This is a genomic window from Rhizobium sp. BR 362, assembly GCF_036528765.1.
In the GTDB taxonomy this organism is placed as follows: Bacteria; Pseudomonadota; Alphaproteobacteria; order Rhizobiales; family Rhizobiaceae; genus Rhizobium.
The window spans coordinates 40836-59280 of record NZ_JARWGH010000023.1; the positions used below are offsets into that span (position 1 = coordinate 40836).

The 18445-nt window shown below is 60.2% G+C and carries 14 protein-coding genes; 5 read left to right on the forward strand and 9 right to left on the reverse strand.

Features of this window, described 5'->3' with window-relative positions; translation table 11 throughout:
• Positions 1-271: 271 nt before the first annotated feature.
• On the reverse strand, positions 272-2224 hold the full coding sequence (locus tag QDY28_RS22485; protein WP_331383834.1) for an acetoacetate--CoA ligase: 1953 nt from the start codon (positions 2222-2224) through the stop codon (positions 272-274).
• 164 nt (positions 2225-2388) lie between these two features.
• Here QDY28_RS22485 and QDY28_RS22490 point away from each other — a divergent pair, with 164 nt between their 5' ends.
• Positions 2389-4290 (forward strand): AsmA family protein, encoded by a 1902-nt coding sequence (locus QDY28_RS22490; RefSeq protein WP_331383835.1) that lies wholly within the window; start codon positions 2389-2391, stop codon positions 4288-4290.
• Between the two features lie 124 nt (positions 4291-4414).
• Here QDY28_RS22490 and QDY28_RS22495 read toward each other — a convergent pair whose 3' ends face one another.
• The 4 genes from QDY28_RS22495 to QDY28_RS22510 all read right to left on the reverse strand — a co-directional run bounded on the left by QDY28_RS22495 (position 4415) and on the right by QDY28_RS22510 (position 8518).
• Positions 4415-5230 (reverse strand): ABC transporter permease subunit, encoded by an 816-nt coding sequence (locus tag QDY28_RS22495; protein ID WP_331383836.1) that lies wholly within the window; start codon positions 5228-5230, stop codon positions 4415-4417.
• A gap of 3 nt (positions 5231-5233) precedes the next feature.
• The gene (locus QDY28_RS22500) at positions 5234-6145 is read right to left on the reverse strand and encodes an ABC transporter permease subunit (protein WP_331383837.1); all 912 of its coding nucleotides are present in this window, start codon (positions 6143-6145) and stop codon (positions 5234-5236) included.
• A 2-nt stretch (positions 6146-6147) separates the two neighbouring features.
• Positions 6148-7290, reverse strand: coding sequence for an ABC transporter ATP-binding protein (locus tag QDY28_RS22505; RefSeq protein WP_331383838.1), 1143 nt, complete (start codon positions 7288-7290; stop codon positions 6148-6150).
• 142 nt (positions 7291-7432) lie between these two features.
• Positions 7433-8518, reverse strand: coding sequence for a polyamine ABC transporter substrate-binding protein (locus QDY28_RS22510; protein WP_331383861.1), 1086 nt, complete (start codon positions 8516-8518; stop codon positions 7433-7435).
• 333 nt (positions 8519-8851) lie between these two features.
• On the opposite strand from QDY28_RS22510, the gene QDY28_RS22515 reads away from it, so the two are divergent.
• Positions 8852-9850, forward strand: a complete 999-nt coding sequence (locus QDY28_RS22515) for an aldo/keto reductase (protein WP_331383839.1) — start codon at positions 8852-8854, stop codon at positions 9848-9850.
• A 51-nt stretch (positions 9851-9901) separates the two neighbouring features.
• Here the strand turns inward: QDY28_RS22515 and QDY28_RS22520 are convergent, their stop codons facing one another.
• Positions 9902-10774, reverse strand: coding sequence for a LysR family transcriptional regulator (locus QDY28_RS22520; RefSeq protein ID WP_331383840.1), 873 nt, complete (start codon positions 10772-10774; stop codon positions 9902-9904).
• 88 nt (positions 10775-10862) lie between these two features.
• On the opposite strand from QDY28_RS22520, the gene QDY28_RS22525 reads away from it, so the two are divergent.
• Positions 10863-11117 (forward strand): hypothetical protein, encoded by a 255-nt coding sequence (locus QDY28_RS22525; protein WP_331383841.1) that lies wholly within the window; start codon positions 10863-10865, stop codon positions 11115-11117.
• Here the strand turns inward: QDY28_RS22525 and QDY28_RS22530 are convergent.
• The 3 genes from QDY28_RS22530 to QDY28_RS22540 all read right to left on the reverse strand — a co-directional run bounded on the left by QDY28_RS22530 (position 11093) and on the right by QDY28_RS22540 (position 15553).
• A complete protein-coding gene (locus QDY28_RS22530) occupies positions 11093-13630 on the reverse strand; it encodes a methyl-accepting chemotaxis protein (protein WP_331383842.1) in 2538 nt (845 codons plus the stop codon). The two genes, QDY28_RS22525 and QDY28_RS22530, sit on opposite strands and share 25 nt — an antisense overlap.
• A gap of 355 nt (positions 13631-13985) precedes the next feature.
• Entirely contained in the window at positions 13986-14129 is a 144-nt protein-coding gene (locus QDY28_RS22535) for a hypothetical protein (RefSeq protein WP_331383843.1), read from the reverse strand.
• A gap of 239 nt (positions 14130-14368) precedes the next feature.
• Positions 14369-15553 carry an NAD(P)/FAD-dependent oxidoreductase gene (locus QDY28_RS22540; protein WP_331383844.1) on the reverse strand — a complete coding sequence of 395 codons (1185 nt, stop codon included), beginning with the start codon at positions 15551-15553 and terminating at the stop codon, positions 14369-14371.
• Between the two features lie 135 nt (positions 15554-15688).
• Here QDY28_RS22540 and QDY28_RS22545 point away from each other — a divergent pair, with 135 nt between their 5' ends.
• Positions 15689-17125 (forward strand): glutamine synthetase family protein, encoded by a 1437-nt coding sequence (locus QDY28_RS22545; RefSeq protein WP_331383845.1) that lies wholly within the window; start codon positions 15689-15691, stop codon positions 17123-17125.
• Positions 17126-17134: 9 nt separating this feature from the next.
• Positions 17135-18433 carry an NAD(P)/FAD-dependent oxidoreductase gene (locus tag QDY28_RS22550; protein ID WP_331383846.1) on the forward strand — a complete coding sequence of 433 codons (1299 nt, stop codon included), beginning with the start codon at positions 17135-17137 and terminating at the stop codon, positions 18431-18433.
• Positions 18434-18445 lie beyond the last annotated feature (12 nt).

The window sequence follows — 18445 nt, forward strand, 5'->3', positions numbered from 1 at the left end:
GCACATACTTGGTCGGCAAGCCGTTGTACAGAGCAGGTGCGTATTTGTGCGGCGCACAACGAAAAAAAGGCAGCTAGTAGCGCTGCCTTTGAGGTCTATGCTGTCTAACGAAAGCTCGAGTCGATCAACGTCATGTCTCGGGAGCCTCGCGGCTCCAAGCCGTCCAAACTCATGCGAACAGCCCCAAGTTGGACTTTACCTTTGACCAATCTCTCTTAACGCCCGGTTACCACCGAGAGGTCAGCGTTTGCCTATCAGTTTTAAGAGGATCTCAGCTCTTCAGCTCCTCCAGCCCGGCAAAGAGGTCCAGCGCCTCGGGATTGGCGAGCGCTTCCTTGTTCTTCACCGGCCTGCCATGCACGACATCGCGAACCGCAAGCTCGACGATCTTGCCCGACTTGGTGCGCGGAATATCGTTGACGGCGATGATCTTGGCCGGCACATGCCGTGGCGAGGCGCCGGTGCGAATGCGGGTCTTGATCGCTTTGGCGAGATCTTCGGTGAGCACCGCGCCGGCCGCAAGGCGAACGAAAAGCACGACACGCACATCGTCATCCCAATCCTGGCCGATGCAGAGTGCTTCCAACACTTCGGGCATCTGCTCGACCTGATTGTAGATTTCCGCCGTGCCGATACGCACGCCACCAGGATTCAGCGTCGCGTCGGATCGGCCGTGGATGATCAGGCCACCATGTTCCGTCCATTCGGCAAAATCGCCGTGGCACCAGACATTGTCGAAACGCTCGAAATAGGCGGCGCGATATTTGACGCGCTCGGGATCGTTCCAGAACATTATCGGCATCGAGGGAAAGGCTTTGGCGCAGACAAGCTCGCCCTTTTCGCCGCGCACCGGCTCACCCTCTTCATTCCAGACATCGACGGCAAGGCCGAGACCGGGTCCCTGAATTTCGCCGCGCCAAACCGGCTGCAAGGGATTGCCGAGCACGAAGCAGGAGACGATATCGGTGCCTCCCGAGATGGAGGCGAGCTGGATATCGTCCTTGATGCCCTCATAGACGAAGGAGAAGCCTTCCGGCGACAGCGGCGAGCCGGTGGACGTCATCAGCCGCAAGCTGGAAAGATCGTGCGATGTCTTCGGCGTCAGGCCGCTCTTGCGCACTGCGTCGATGTATTTGGCCGAGGTGCCGAACATGGCGAATTTCTCCGCCTGCGCATAGTCGAAAAGAATATTGCCATCCGGCGCGAAAGGCGAACCGTCGTAGAGGCAGAGCGTGGCGCCGGCGGCAAGCCCGGTCACCAGCCAGTTCCACATCATCCAGCCGCAGGTGGTGAAGTAGAAGACCTTTTCGCCAGGGACCACGCCGCAATGCAGGCGATGCTCCTTGATGAGCTGCAGCAATGTGCCGCCGGTCGAATGGACGATGCATTTCGGCACGCCCGTCGTACCCGAGGAAAACAGAATGAACAGCGGATGCGAAAACGGCAGCGGCACGAATTCGACGGACGTCGCCTCGAAAGGCGCGATGAACGCATCCAGCGTCTTTGCACCCGGTGTGGCGCCTGCAACCGCATCGGCATCACCGGCATAGGGAACGATGAGCGTAGGCGCGCCGAGGCGCTGCGCGATGGCGCCGACCTTTGCCGTCACATCCTGCAGTTTGCCGCTGTACCAATAACCGCTGCAGGCGATGAACAGTTTCGGTTCGATCTGGCCGAAGCGATCCAAGACGCCCTGCTCGCCGAAGTCCGGGGAGCAGGAGGACCAGATGGCGCCGATCGAGGCGGCGGCCAGCATGTAGGCTATGGTTTCCGGCATGTTCGGCATCATCGCGGCCACGCGGTCACCCTTGCCGATGCCGAGAGCGCGATAGGCCTGCTGCAGGCGCGATACCATGGCCGAGAGCCGGTCCCAGGACCAGCGGTCGCGCACCTTGTCTTCGCCCCAGAAGACCAGCGCATCGCCCTCGCCGCTTTTCGACAGCAGGTTCTCGGCGAAATTCAGCTCGGCATCCGGAAAGAAACGCGCCTCCAGCATCAGGTCGCCATTAATCAGCGCCCTTTCGCCGCGTTTTCCCTTGATGCCACAGAAATCCCACGCTGCCGTCCAGAAGGTTTCACGCTCGGCGATCGACCAGGCATGCAGGCTGGAAAAATCGGAGAGCGACAGGCCGAAGCGTCGGTTGCAGTCTTCCATGAAGACGAACATCGGACTTTGCCGGCGAAATTCGTCCGATGGAGTCCAAAGCGGCTGACTATCTCGCATGTTATCTCCTCCCGTTTTCGGCTTATATACCATGCTGCAGCGCATTATAAAGTCACTGAGTTGTCGGTATTCCCGCTGTACAATGTTTGCATCCGCCGATCATTTCCTATATCCGGCAAACGCAGGCATATCAGCGCTATCAGTATGAAAGTCTGAGTTGGATCATGAGAGCGTCAAGGAATAAGAAGTGGCTGATGACGATGCGATCGGCATCGCGCTGGCTACCTGCCGTTGCGCGTACTACGGGTATTGTCCTTCTCACCCTCATCATCGTCTTTGCGGTTTTCAGAGCAACCGCTCCTTTCCTGATTTCCAGCGGCCTGGTACGTGCCGGCATCGAGGACGCGCTGTCGGACTGGACGGGATATCGCGCTCAGATCGAGGGCGCTCCGACGCTGGAATTCTGGCCGACGCCGCGCGTGACGCTCAATCAGGTTACCATCCGCGAACCGGCTAAAAACGGCAAGGTGCTTGGCCATGTCGACAGCCTTTCGGCGGACTTCTCGCTGTTTGCGGCGCTGCGCGGGCGCGCGCATTTTCATGAATTCCATTTCCTGAGGCCGGTCATTTACATCCGGCGCGACGAGACCGGTCTGATCGACTGGACGAATGAGGGGCTGCTGTCCAAGGCCATCGAACGGGTGGAGACATCCTCCAACCAGAATATGCCGATGAGCAGGGATCAGGATGCCGTCATCGGCATGCTGACCATCGAGGACGGCCGCATCGAGATGACGGACGATCGCAGCGGCAATATTTACAAGATGAGCAGCGTGAATGCGGACATCTCCTGGCCGCGCCTGTCCGGGGCGATGACTGCCGTCATCCTGGCGCGGCTCAACGGTCAGGATGTCAAGATCGATTTCAATTCCGCCCAGCCGCTGCTGCTCTTTGCCGGCAAAAGCGTCGATGCGAAAACAAGCTTCTCCTCGCCCCTGATCAACTGGACCTATTCCGGCGCCACCAGTATTTCCAATCTCTCGGCGCTCGCCGGAAATCTGGATCTGAGCGTGCCGAATGTGCCCTCTTTCCTCGCCTGGAGCGGAGAACGGCTGCCGGCCGCCGATACGCTGCGGAACGTTTCTCTCAATGCCGATGTCGCCGCAATCCCGAACGGCCTGCGTTTCAATAATCTGAACTTCAAGGTCAACGAGTCCGCCGCGTCCGGCGTCATGGATCTGAGCTATTCGAAGGCTGGCAAGCCGAAGATTTCCGGAACGCTCGCCTTCGACCAGATGAATCTCAATCCCTTTCTGGCGGCCTTCTCCATGCGGCTTGCCGCCGATACCGCGATCGACGCATTGCTCAACGGCAATCCGCTGCAACGCCTCGATATGGATATGCGACTCTCGTCGAATAAAGCCGCGCTCGGCCCCTTCCAGTTCGATGATATCGGCGCAAGCCTGCTGGTTGCGGGCGGCAAGGCAAAATTCGATATCGGCGACAGCGGTTTCGAGGGTGGTGAGCTCATCTCGCATCTGGAGGTCACGCAAGGCGACTTCGATGGCGGTGGCAAATTGCAGATATCCATCCACGATGCCGATTTCGGCGGGCTTTTCACCCGGCTTAATCTCGCCGGACCCCTGCCTCTGACGACCGGATCTCTGGATCTTTCGCTCAGCACTTCGAAGCCGATCTGGGCTGCCACTCTCAGCGATGTTGCCGGCAAGATGCATTTCACCTCGGCCACCGGCTCCTTCCGGCAGTTCAACATCTCCGCCTTCCGCGCGCTTGCCTCCGACAAGGCCTTTTTCCGGATGAGCGACATTGGCGATACATCCTTCGATTTCGACAGCCTCGATGTCGATGCAAGCTTTGCCAAGGGATCGGTCGAGGTTCACGATGCCAAGATCGTCGGACGCAACGAAACGGTGATGCTGAACGGCGTCATTCCCTTCCGCAGCAACGGATTGGCGCTGTCGGGCACGATGCAGGCGAGCAACCCGGCCAACGCGGCGGAGCTGCCGATGCTGCCCTTTTTCATCGGCGGCACCTGGCCGGACCCGGTGATCTCGCCGGTCACGACGCTGCTGCATAAACCCGGCCATCAGTCGCAGCAACAATAGAGCGGTTCTGCGTTTCACGGAATCGCTTTCCCGCTCTATTTCTTTGTTTTTGCGCAATTCCGGACGGAAAACCGCTTCGCACTTTTCCTGGAATTGCTCTAGGCGCCTGCGGCTGGCTTTTGCCCTATGCCGCGGCGGCGGCCTGCTCGTCCCTCTGGCGTTGCACCTCGCGGCGCTTGGTAACGAGGGAGGCGAAGATAACCCCGACGGTGACGATGCCAATCAGGATGGTGCAGATCGCGTTGATCTCGGGCGTCACGCCGAGCTTTACCTGGCTGTAGATCAGCATCGGCAACGTCTTGGCGCCAGCTCCCGAAGCAAATGTGGCGATCACCAGGTCGTCGAGCGACAGCGTCAGTGCCAGCACCCAGCCGGAGAATACGGCCGGCGCGATGATCGGCAGCGTAATCTCGAAAAAGGTGCGCACGGGCGGCGCGCCGAGATCGAGCGCCGCCTCCTCGATCGAGCGATCGAAGCTTAACAGTCTGGACTGCACGACGACTGCGACGAAGCACATGGTCAGCGTCGTATGCGCCATGACGATCGTCCAGAAGCCGCGGTCGAGGCCGGCGGTGACGAAGAGCAGCAGCAGCGACAGGCCGGTGATGACGTCAGGCATGACCAGCGGCGCATAGATCATGCCGGAAAACAGGATGCGTCCGCGAAAGCGCGTGTAACGCACCAGCGTCAGCGCCGCCAGCGTGCCGAGCACGGTCGCGATCGTCGCCGAAAACACGGCGATGCGCACGGTGAGCCATGCGGCGTTGAGCATATCGTTGTTTCGAAGCAGATGGCCGTACCATTGCGTCGAAAATCCGCCCCAGACCGTGACCAGCCGCGAGGCGTTAAAGGAATAGATGACCAGCAGCAGGATCGGCAAATACAGGAAGGCAAGGCCGAGTGTCACGGATACGATGTTGAAGCGAGACCAGCGGCTCATGACCTATCTCCCCTTCTCATCGGCTTTGGCCTGGATGTGCTGGAAGAAAACAATAGGCACCACCAGCACGAGCAGCAGGATGGTTGCCACTGCGGACGCCAGCGGCCAGTCGGTATTGCCGTAGAACTCGCTCCACAACACCTTGCCGATCATCAGCGTTTCGGAACCACCGAGCAGATCTGGGATGACGAACTCGCCGACTGCGGGGATGAAAACGAGCATGCAGCCGGCGATGACGCCGGGGACCGACAAAGGGAAGGTCACGCGCCAGAAAGCGCCGATCGGCGTGCAGCCAAGATCCTGCGCCGCCTCGATCAGCGTGCCGTCCATCTTTTCCAGAGAGGAATAGAGCGGCAGCACCATGAAGGGCAGATAGGAATAGACCATGCCGATATAAACAGCCGTATTGGTATTCAGGATCACCAGCGGCTCATGAATGATGCCGAGCGTCATCAGCAGTTGATTGAGCAAACCCCTGGTGCTCAAAATCGACATCCAGGAATAGACGCGGATCAGGAAGCTCGTCCAGAACGGCAGGATGACCAGCATCAACAGCGTCGGGCGGATGCTGCGCGGCGCCTGCGCCATGCCATAGGCGATGGGATAGGCAATGATCAGCGTCAGGATCGTCGATATGCCTGAAATCTTCAGGCTCTGCACATAGGCATTGAAATAAAGCGGATCGCCGGCCAACCAGATGTAGTTGTCGAAGGACATGCTCTGCAGCTTGTCCCACCAATCGCTGAAACTGTCCGTCCAATTGAAAGATGGATCATAGGGCGGAACCGCGAGCGCCTTCGTCGACAGGGAAATGCGGAAGACGATCAGGAAGGGCGCGAGAAAGAAGATCAGCAGCCAGGCATAGGGAACGATGATGACGAGGCGCTGGTAGATGGAAGAGCCGAGCGTCTTCATGATCAATCCTTCAGCAGCACGCCGGCATTTTCATCGAAGGAGACCCAGACGTCCTGATCGTAGGCGAAAGGCTCCTCCACGGCGCGCACCGCGTTCAGCGACGAGGCCTTCACCACCTGTCCGCTCTTCAGCTTGACGTGGAGGACCGTCATGTCGCCGAGATAGGCGATATCCCAGATTTCGCCTTCTGCCGCGTTGACCGAGGCGTTGGCGGGCGGACGCGGTGTGACACGCAGCTTTTCCGGCCGAATGGCAAAACCTGCGCGGCTGCCTTCGGTGGGCATTTCGCCGGTTGCCGTGCGCAAGGTGAAGCCATTGTCGACGGCCATCTCGACCGTGCCGCCATTTGCGCGCGTGACATTGCCATCGAGAATGTTCACGTCCCCGATGAAGTCGGCGACGAAACGGGAATTGGGAGCCTCATAGATCTCCGCCGGCGTCGCCACCTGCACGACCCTGCCATGGCTCATCACCGCGATGCGATCAGCCATTGTCATGGCTTCCTCCTGATCGTGCGTGACCACGACGAAGGTGAGACCGAGGCTCTGCTGCAGGTCCATCAGCTCGAATTGGGTCTCTTCGCGCAGCTTCTTGTCGAGCGCGCCGAGCGGCTCATCGAGCAGCAGCACTTTCGGGCGCTTGGCAAGCGAGCGGGCGAGCGCCACACGCTGGCGCTGGCCGCCCGAGAGCTGGTTCGGCTTGCGTTTGGCAAATTGCTCCAGCTTCACGAGCTTCAGCATCTGCGCGACGCGCTCGGCGATCTCCGCTTTCGGCATGCCGTCCTGGCGCAGCCCGAAGGCGATGTTCTTTTCCACCGTCATATGCGGGAAGAGCGCGTAGGACTGGAACATCATGTTGACGGGACGGCGATAGGGCGGCGTGCCCGCAAGGTTCTGGCCGTCCAGCACGATCTCGCCTGTCGTCGGCTGCTCAAAGCCGGCGAGCATGCGCAGCAGCGTGGACTTGCCGCAGCCCGATGCGCCGAGCAGGGCGAAGAATTCGCGGTTGTAGATATCCAGGGAAAGATTGTCGACGGCAGTGAAATCGCCGAACTTCTTGGTGACGTTCTTGAACGAAATATAAGGCTTTGCCGACGGATCGGCCCAAGGAGCGAAGGAACGCCGGATATTGCCAAGAGACTTCATCATCTATCCCCGAAAGATGCCGCTCCGGCTTTTCCCCATCCGGTAGCGCTTCAGATTTCATACTATTCCATCCAGGACTGCCGCACCTGGCTCACTGTACTAAGGAAAGGCCCGGGCGTTTCCGTCCGGGCCTTTGTCTGACTTATTGACCGGTCACGACCTTGGTCCACAAGCGCGTCGCCACGCGCTGCGTTTTCGGATCCCACGGCGTCACCGTGAATAGGTGTTTCATGATCTCATCGGTTGGATAAACCGCGGGATCCTCAAGGACTTCCTTGTTCACAAACTGCTGCGACGCCTTGTTGCCATTGGCGTAGGCGACGAAGTTGCTGGCCTTGGCGATGACTTCCGGCTTCATGATGTAGTTCAGGAACGCATGCGCTTCGGCCACATGCGGCGCATCGGCGGGGATTGCCATGACGTCGAACCACATCTGCGCCTGTGCCGGGATCGAATAGTCGACATGGACGCCGTTCTTTGCCTCTTCGGCGCGGTTGCGGGCTTGCAATACGTCGCCGGAATAGCCGAAGGCGAGGCAGATATCGCCGTTGGCGAGCGCATTGATGTATTCGGACGAATGGAACTTGCGGATGAAGGGCCGGATCGACGTCAGAAGCGTTTCAGCCTTCTTGAAATCCTCAGGCTTGGTCGAGTTCGGATCGAGACCGAGATAGGCCAGCGCCGTCGGGATGACGTCCTTCGGCGCATCGAGCATGTAGATGCCGCAATCCTTGAATTTGGCAGCGACCTTCGGGTCGAAGATTACGTCGAGCGTCGGCTTATCGTCGGTGCCGAGGATCTGCTTCACCTTGTCGACATTGTAGCCGATGCCGTTGGTGCCCCACATATAGTCGACGGCGTATTGGTTGCCGGGATCGTAGGTGGAGATGCGTTTCATCACCATGTCCCACATATTGGAGATATTCGGCAGCTTCGACTTGTCGAGCTTCTGGAACACGCCGGCCTTGATCTGGCGCTGCATGAAATCCGCAGTCGGCACGACGATGTCGTAGCCGGTCTTGCCCGCCAGTAGCTTGGTTTCCAGCGTTTCGTTGGAATCGAACGTGTCGTAGACGACCTTGATGCCGGTTTCCTTGGTGAAATCGGCCAGGATCGAATCATCGATATAATCCGACCAGTTGTAGATATTGACGACCTTGTCTTCGGCCTGGGCCGCCGTCACCAGCGAAACGGCTGCGAACGCCGTTGCTGCGAGCCGTGCGAACATGGACTTCATGATCTCTCCTATTTTGTTCCAGGGCATCCCGGCGATACCCAACCCTCTGTTTTTCCCGTCAGACTAGAAAGGAATTCCGAAGGCCACAAGGGGAAAAGCAAGGCATTATAAACTTTGGCGGATTTACCGAAAATGGGCAGTCACGTCGCGAAAGCGGCCATATCCACGCGCACGCGATTGTGAACGCGAGCCTTCCTTCCTGCGTGAATGCCGGAATGAGCTTTGCTACCATCGGCCCGTATCATCCTATGAATAGCCTCCCGCCAGCTTTCGCCGCCCTGCCCAAGGGCAAAATCAACCCGCACCATTCCAAGAGTTTCCATCATGCAGTATCAAAAATTCGGCAATACCGGTCTTAGCGTTTCCCGCCTGTGCCTCGGCACCATGACCTTCGGCCTGCAGATCGAGCAGGAAGACATCGCATATGCCATTCTCGACAAGGCAACCGATGCCGGCGTCAACTTCATCGACACCGCCGACGTCTATCCGCTGGGCGGCGGCGAACAGCTTGCCGGCCGCACCGAGGAGATCGTCGGCCGCTGGCTGAAGGGCAAACGCGACCGCTTCATCGTCGCAACCAAGGCCGTCGGCAAGGTCGGCCCATCTCCCTGGGATCAGGGCGCATCGCGCAAGCACCTTCTCGATGCCATCGATGCATCGCTGCGGCGTCTCGGCACCGACTATGTCGACCTCTATCAGCTCCATTCCGACGACCGCGAAACGCCGATCGACGAGACGTTGGAGGCACTCGACGTCATCGTGCGCTCGGGCAAGGCGCGCTATGTCGGTGTATCGAATTTTCTTGCCTACCGGCTGGCGCTGGCGCTCGGCCGCGCCGATTTCCTGCGAACTGCCCGCTTCGTCTCGGTGCAGCCGCGCTACAATCTGCTGTTCCGCCAGATCGAGCGCGAGCTGTTGCCGCTCGCCGAAGAACAGCGCATCGCCGTCATGCCCTACAATCCGATCGCCGGCGGTCTTTTGACCGGCAAACACAAGCGCGACGTCGCGCCGACGGAAGGCCGCTTCAGCGCACAACTGCGCAATGCCGGCACCACCTATCTGGAGCGCTACTGGCACGAACGCGAGTTCGCAACGATCGAAAAGCTGCGCGGCATTGCCGACGAGGCCGGCCATTCGCTCACCCAGCTCGCAGTCGCCTGGGTGGCCGCCAATCCCGTGATCACCTCAGCCATTATCGGCGCCAGCCGCCCGGATCAGTTGACCGACACGCTCGCCGCCATCGACCTCAAGCTCGATCCGGCGCTGAAGGCAAAGCTGGACGACGCGACGGTGGAATATCGCTGGGGCGATGCTGCCCGCTGAACATAGCCCTCATTCGGGACTAAGATGCCGGCGGCGACGCACCGCCGGTGTTCAAATGTAGGTCGGGCGGTTCCCGGCGAAGAGATCGGCATGGCTTTTCAGCAGCCTTGTCATGCGATCGACTACGGTGCGGATTTCGCGGCGGTGGCGGTCGGCGTCGTTCATGACGATCCACTGCCCGTGACGCAACGAGGCGACCTCGTCGCCGACCCGCTCCAGCCGTGGCTCCAGATCGCCGACGAAGCAGGGGAGAACGGCAATGCCTGCTCCCGCCAGCACGAGATCATAGAGTGAGCGCGGCCGGTTGACCGTTACCGCGATTGCCTCGCGCTGGTTCTGGTGCGGCCAGCGCAAATAGGCGGAGATCGCATCCTCTTCCGCCACGGCGATCCAGCGCCTCGGCCCGGCGAAGCGCATGTTGCGGGCCTGATAGGCGGCATAGGCGACATCGCCGGTCTTGACAGCCGCCAGATTGATCTCCTCCGGCTCGAAGGCACGGATACCGATGTCGCTTTCGCGATGAGCAAGGCTGGCACGGCGTTCGGCGAGATGCAGATCGATGCGGAAGCCGTCCCGCTCGGAGCAGATCGACGGCATGTTCTGGCTGAGCAGCCAGCCGACCCAGGTGCCCGCCGCGATCCGGACGATTGAGGCACCCTGGGCGTCACGCTGCCAGCTTTCGATCTTGCGTGCGGCCGCTTCCATCTCCAGCAGTTGGTCGAATAGTTCCTGGCCATCGCCGGTCAGCACATAGCCCGTCTGGCTGCGCTGAAACAGCGAGCGTCCGATCTGGCTCTCCAATTCGAGCATGCGCCGGCCGATCGTTGCCGGGCTCAACCCGCTTGAAGATGCTGCGCCCGTCAGCCCGCCGCCGCGAGCAACGTCGAGGAAAAGTTGATAGGAATCCCACGCAGCGTTTTTCATGACTGAAAGACATAAGGCGAAAACGGCGGTTTATAAAGAAAATTCCTCTGTGTAATTGAAAGGATGCCTCTCAATATGGAGACTTCCCATGATCGACTGCATCGCTTTGGCTAGAATTATCCAACTGGAGAACGACGTCCGCCATGCGCAATGGCGCCGCAACGAGGACGCGTTCTACCGGGAATATGGCCGTGACTCCCTGGCGCTGTTTACCTGGTTCGGAAACGCGCTCGACGCCGGCTATGCATGGCTCAAAACGAAAAAAGCGGACCGGCCTGATATCGGCCGGTCCGCCTGTGATAGTGACAGTTGCTCCGGTCAGGCGGCTTCTGCCCGCATGTAGCCCACGCCCTGCCCGCCCTCGATCTTGAACTGCTGGATGAGATAGAGCAGCGCATCCGCTTCGGTGGCCAGTTCGCGGCTGGCCGCCGTGGTTTCTTCGACCATGGCGGCATTCTTCTGCGTCATCTGGTCCATCTGGTTGACTGAGGAGTTGACCCCCTGCAGCGCGCTTGCCTGATCGTGGCTGGCGCGCGCGATCATTTCCACATGCTGGCTGATGGTGACGATCTGGCCGCTGATCTGAGCGAGTACCGAGCCGGCCTCCTGCACGAACTGCGAGCCGGAATTGACCTCGTGCGTTGATTTGTTGATCAGCCCCTTGATCTCCTGCGCCGCGGCGGCGGAGCGTTGCGCAAGCTCGCGCACCTCCATGGCGACAACGGCAAAGCCCTTGCCGGCCTCGCCCGCGCGGGCAGCTTCGATACCGGCATTCAATGCCAGAAGGTTGGTCTGGAAGGCGATCTCGTCGATGACGCCGATGATCTGCTCGATCTGGCGTGATGCGTCTTCGATACGGCCCATCGCGTCGATGGCGTTACCCACGACGACGGAGCTGTCGTCTGCACTGCGCTTGGCTTCGCGCACGATCGCATCGGCCTCCTTGGCGCGCTCGGCGGACGAGCGGACGGTGACGGTGATCTCGTCCACGGCGGCAGCGGTTTCTTCCAACGCGGCCGCCTGCTGCTCGGTGCGCTTCGACAGGTCCTCGGCAGAGGCTGCCATCTGGCTGCCGTTGCTCTGGATCATCTCGACATTGTCACGCACCTGGCTGAGCGTCTGCTGCAGGCGCGACAGCGAGCTGTTGAAATCCTGGCGGAGCTGCTCGAGGCGGCCGATGAAGGGCGTCTCGATCGCCGAAGAGATGTCACCTTGAGCCAGGCGCTCGAGCCCGGCGGCAAGCTCGCTGACGGCGAAGTCGATCTGACGGTCGAGCTCGCGCTTTTCGGCATCGTTGCGCTGGCGCTCATGCTCGGCGGCGGTTCGCTCCTCGTCGCTCTGCTCCTCGATGCGGATCTTCGAAAGCGCGTTTTCCTTGAAGATGCCGAGTGCACGGGCCATGTCGCCGATTTCGTCGTGGCGCTGCTCGCCGGAAATCGCGGTTTCCAGCATGCCGTCGGCGATGCGGCGCATAGCGGCGGTGATCTGACCGATCGGACGCTGCAGGGTCAGGACCAGCGCGATGCCGCCGGCGACCGAGAGGATGATGCCGAGCGTGGTGGCAAGGATAGAGATGTAATTCGCCTGGTCGCGTTCGGTGCCGGCGCTCTGCTTCTGGGTTTCGGCAAAGGCGGTGAGCTGACCCCAGACCTGATCGAGCTGCTGGCGGGCGCTGGCATATTCGTTGATGCGCTGGCCGATGGTATCGACCAGCTTGCCGCCGGCTTCATCCATCGACTTGATGGCCGGGCGGATGGCCTTGTCGATATCGCCGGCGAAATCCATGCCCTTGGCACTCTGGTTCAGCGTATTCATATCGCCGCCAAGCTTAGAGACTTCCTGGCGCAGGCGAACGAGATTGTCCTTGTTGGTATTGGCGGTGAAGTCGGCAAGGACGAGCTGCAGCGAATAGACCGAAGCTTCCAGACGGCGGGTATCCTGCAGAACGGAATTGGTCTGAACGACACGGGCGTCGAGTTGAACGAAGGTGGTGGTCGCCTGGCGCATCATCTGCGTTGCCGCAAGCTGCGTATAGGTCGACATCTGCCGGAAACGGGAGAGCAGCCGACCGATGGCGGTGACGGTATCGTCTGTCGGAGCATCCGTGCTTTCGGTGAACGCTCCGAGATCCTTGATGGTGCCGGCCAGCGACTGCACGACGCTTTTCTGGTTCTGCGGCACGGCAAGATCGATCGCCCGGAGCGCCTTGTTGAGGTCAGGCATCCGGTCCTTGAGCACCTTGACCTTGTCGGCAGGCGCTGCGGCCTTGTTAAAATCTTCAGCAACGGAGACGAGCGTATCGCCGCCCTTCAGCAGGCGGTCGGCCGCGCGCAACGTCGCGGTCGCGTCGGCCTGATCCTTGCGCATCTGGTCTTCCAACTGCTGGCCATCGTAATCGACATTGAAACGGGCGCTGATCAGCGCTCTCTGCGCGTCGTCGATCACCTTGCGAAGGGCGACTTCCTGCTCGTGCAACGCCCAGAGCTTGGCAACCACGTTCGACGTGTCGGCGGTCTTGGTCGTCGCATCCATCAGATTGTCCCGGCCCTCCGCTTCCGTGCCGAGCTGGGCCATCGTTGCGTTCAGAACGCTCTGCTGCGACTTGATATCCTGATAGAGCTTGTCGCGTTGCTGTTCGTTGGTAATGCGCAGGAAGTCATCCATCGAACCGTAGAGGTTCTTGAAGCCCGTCAGCGATTGCAGCACGCTGTTGGAAATTTCCATACGCCCCTGCAGCAGGCCCGAAGCGTAGAGCCCGGTGAGGCCGACGGCGGAAATGCTGATGACGAAAGGCAGGACGAAGATCAGAACCTTCGTCTTGATCTTGAAACGGGACAGGATCTTGTCAATGAACATCGTGGCTCTGACCTCTCATACACCGCACTCCCCCTGCCGGCGCCGCCACGGCGCTGACCGGATGCACAAACATCAATCTTGAAATATTCGCAGGCGGGGTCCCCAACCATGTCGGGTGGCAATCATTGCTTCGGCTCTACGTTGTAGAAGCACGCCCCAGGAAAATCTTCGCGGATTGTGAGTTCGATTGATTAATTTTCGGATAAGGGAGCGTGGCGATGAGCCGCAAGGTCCTTAAGAACCCGGAAAAGCCTTGAAAATTGGGGAATATGGAGCTTCTGCCGAGAGGATGTCAGGCGTATGCACACGTGGCGGCCGCCGGGAAGACGACGGCCGAACGATCAGGCCTATGATATCAGAAACTGCGCACCGCAAGGTAGGCAATGCAGGCTGCCGTGGCGCCGGTCGCCAGCATCAGCAGCCGGGCGGCTACCAACTTGGCATTGTCACGGGTTTGAGCAATTGCAATGGCGCGAGCGCGACGTTGTGTTCTATTCATGAGCCTAAATCCCAATTTCGCACTGACACGATAACCGGCAAAAGGTCGTTCCGGCAACTGCCAATGTGGACAATAAAGATGTAGGAAAGGAAAACGCCGGAACCAGAGCCTAGCCGCAATTGTCGCACCTTGCGAATGTTTATCCGAAAGGCGTAGGATTCTTTCCCGGCAGTTCTACCTCCGCAACGCCACGATGGCGATGCTTCTGTTGCCCGGCTGCGTGTGACGTTAAACGGACTTCAAACCGCTTCGCCGGCGACATGGCCTGAGGCCCATGCCCATTGAAAATTATAGCCGCCGAGCCACCCGGTAACATCGACGCATTCGCCGATGAAAAAGAGGCCGGGCATGGTTTTCACCTGCATCGTTTTCGAATCGAGGCAAGCGGTATCGACGCCGCCAAGGGTGACTTCTGCCGTCCGGTAGCCTTCGGAGCCAGACGGCTTGACAGGCCAGGCCTGCACGGCGGCGGCGAGCTGCTGCAGGCGTCTGTCGGGCTGATCGGCCATATTGCCCGACATGCCTTCCCCCTCGGCGAAATGCTGCGCCAGCCGCTTCGGTAATATTTCCGCCAGAGCCGTTTGCGCCGATTGCCGGCCATTGGCTTGCCGTGCTGTTTTCAGGGTGATGAAAATGTCGATGTCGGGCTCGATCGCGACGGTGATCTCGTCCCCTTCCCGCCAGTAGGAGGAGATCTGCAGGATTGCCGGACCGCTTAAACCCCGATGGGTGAAAAGCAGGGCCTCCCGGAAGGCCGTCTTGCCATGGCGGATTTCAGCGGGCGCGGCGATGCCGGCAAGCGGCGCCAGACGCTGGAGAAGCTGGGGATCGAGGGTCAGCGGCACGAGGCCGGGACGCGTCTCGACGACCGGCAGGCCGAACTGCTCGGCGACGCGATAGGCAAAGCCGGTGGCGCCCATTTTCGGGATCGACTTGCCGCCGGTGGCGATGACGAGAGAAGTTGCCTCCAGGGCGCCGTCAGATGTGGCGATCCTATAGCCTCCGCCGGCAACCGGCTCGATGCCGCCAATTTCGGTGCGCAGCCGCAACTCCGCGCCGACCGCGCGCATCTCGTCGGTCAGCATGCGGATGATGTCCTTGGCGCTGTTGTCGCAAAAAAGCTGACCGAGTGTCTTTTCATGCCAGGCAATGCCATGGCTTTCGACCATGGTCAGGAAATCCTTGGGCGTGAAGCGCGCCAAGGCGGACTTGGCGAAATGCGGATTGGCCGAGAGGAAATTCTTCGGGCCGGCATGAATATTGGTGAAATTGCAGCGGCCGCCGCCGGAAATCCGGATCTTCTCGCCCGGCGCGACGGCGTGGTCGAGCACGGCCACAGAGCGCCCGCGCTGGCCTGCGCGGATGGCGCACATCATACCCGCAGCACCTGCGCCGAGAACGATCACATCATATTTGCCGGCCACGTTTCATTCCTTTACCCATTGCTGCGCCGCATCGTCGTTTTCCATCATATGGCGAAAAGCGCAGCGGTTTTCCCCTCGCCAATTGGCAAACTACCGTTATGATGCAGTCACCGATCAACGCAAATACGGTGTTTTATGCCCGCGAAAAAGGCCCCGCTGAAAGCTTCCATGCCGGTCTCGAAAGTCGCAACAGTTCCCCCAAGCTTACGATCGGCGCGCGGGGTGGCAAATTGGAAGGAAGCGGCTCAATGGCTGCGGGCGCGCGGGATCGAAGACATAGAATGCATCACGCCGGACCTTGCCGGCGTGCCGCGCGGCAAGATGATGCCTACGTCGAAATTCACCTCCAACACCTCGCTTGCCCTGCCTTCTGCGATCTATCGTCACACGATTTCGGGCGAATATCCGGAGGAGACCGAAAGTTTCCGCTACGAGCCGCGCGACAGCGACCTGAAGCTGGTGCCCGATCTTTCGACGCTCTCCGTCGTGCCCTGGGAGAGCGATCCGACGGCGCAGGTGATCTGCGACATCGTGAATTCCGATGGCGAGGAAGTCTCCTACACCCCGCGCAACGTGTTGAAGCGCATCATGGGGCTCTATCGCGAGCGCGGCTGGAAGCCGGTCGTGGCACCCGAGATCGAATTCTATCTCGTCGCCAAGAACGACGATCCCGACTATCCGCTGCATCCGCCGAAGGGCCGTTCGGGTCGTTCTATCCTCGGCGGCCAGGGTTATTCGATTGCCGGCATCAACGAATTCGACGAATTGATCGACGACATCTATCACTTCTCGGAAAAGCAAGGCCTCGAGATCGACACGCTGATCCATGAAGAGGGCCCGGCGCAGCTCGAAATCAACTTGCGCCATGGCGATCCGATCGAGCTTGCCGACCAGGTGTTCATGTTCAAGCGCACCATTCGCGAAGCGGCACTGAAGCACGGCATCTACGCGACCTTCATGGCCAAGCCGATGCAGAGCCAGCCCGGCTCGGCGATGCATATCCATCAATCCGTCGTCAATATCGTCACCGGCAAGAATGTTTTCACCAATCTGGATGGCAGTCCCTCGCCGGAATTCTTCCATTTTATCGGCGGCATGCAGCGCTTCGTGCCGAATTCGCTGGCTATGCTCGCGCCATATGTGAATTCATATCGCCGGCTGGCGCCGAACATGTCCTGCCCGGTCAACAATGCCTGGGGCTACGACAACCGCACCACGGCCTTCCGCGTCCCGGTTTCGGATCCGCAGGCGCGGCGCGTTGAGAACCGGCTGCCGAGCTCGGATGCCAATCCCTATTTGGCGCTCGCTGCCTCGCTTGCCTCCGGCCTGCTCGGTATTATGAAAAAGGTGGAGCCGACGGCACCGACCGAGGATTCCGCCAACGAAGGCTCCATCGATCTGCCGCGCGGCCTCCTCGAAGCCATCGCGCTGATGGAGGACGAGCCGGCCTTCGAGGAGGTCTTCGGCAAGGATTTCATCGGTATCTATGCCGGCGTGAAGCGCGGGGAATTCGAAACCTTCATGCAGGTGATCAGCCCCTGGGAGCGGGAGTTCCTTCTGCTCAACGTGTGAGCGTCGCCCATGACATTTCAAGACGCGTGGCAGAGCCCGATAGCGCCTGGGCTTTCCTGGTATCAGGCAACCGTCGGCCCTCGCCCGGCCTATCCGAAGCTCGACGGCTCACGCCGCGCCGATGTAGCCATCATCGGCGGCGGCTATACTGGCCTGCAGGCGGCTTATAATCTCGCCAAGGGCGGCGTCGATGTGGTGCTGATCGATGCCAACCGTTTCGGCGACGGCGCATCCGGCCGCAATGGCGGCCAGCTCGGCACCGGTCAGCGCTCCTGGCCCGAAGAGCTGGAAGAGAAGATCGGCTATGAGCGCTCGAAGGCGCTGTTCGATCTCGCCGAAGACGCCAAACGCCATCTTCTCGACTTTGCCGCCGAACATGAGATCGATATCGACTTCATGCCCGGCCAAATGAACGTCACCCATAAGCGAAGCCACAAGCGCGCCTATATGGAGAACGCCGAAATCGCCGCCACCCGCTACGGCTATCCGCATATCAGCTTCATGGATCAGGCGGAAACCCAGGAGCGGCTTGGCTCAAAGCTCTACCTCTATGGCATCAGGGATATGGGCACTGGCCATATCCATCCGCTGAAGCTGCTCATCGGCCTGGCGCGGGTTGCGCAAGCCGCCGGTGCTTCGCTTTTCGAAATGACGCTGGCCAAGGCTGTCCGGCAATCCGGCGGCACAACGATGATCGAGACCGACAGCGGCACGATCACCGCCGAGCGCGTGCTGATTGCCTGCAACGGCCATATCGGCAATCTGGAGCCGGTGACCGCGAGCCATGTGATGCCGATTCGCTCTTTCATCGGCGCGACCGAACCGCTCGGCAAATTTCCCAATATCCTGCCCGGCGGCGAAGCGGTGGCGGATTCGCGATTCGTGGTGCGCTATTTCCGCAAGTCGAAAGACGGGCGGCTACTTTTCGGCGGGCGCGAGGCCTATACCGCCGATAACCCGCGCGACATAACGCAGCACATCCGCCGTCAGATCGCCGAAATCTATCCTGCCCTCAGCAATATCGACATCACCCATGCCTGGGGCGGATCGGTCGGCATCACCATGCCGCGTCAGCCTTTCGTGCGCGAAGTCATGCCGGGGGTCACGTCCATCGGCGGCTATTCCGGACACGGGGTCATGCTGTCAAACTATTGCGGTAAACTCTATGCGAAAACGGTTCTCGGGAACGCCGACGATCTTGCGCTTTTCAAGGCGTTGAACATCCCGCCCTTTCCCGGCCGCGCCCGTATGCGGGCGCCTCTCCTGTTCCTGGCGCTCTCGTGGTTTGCGTTGCGCGACAGGTTTTAGACAAAGAGCGGA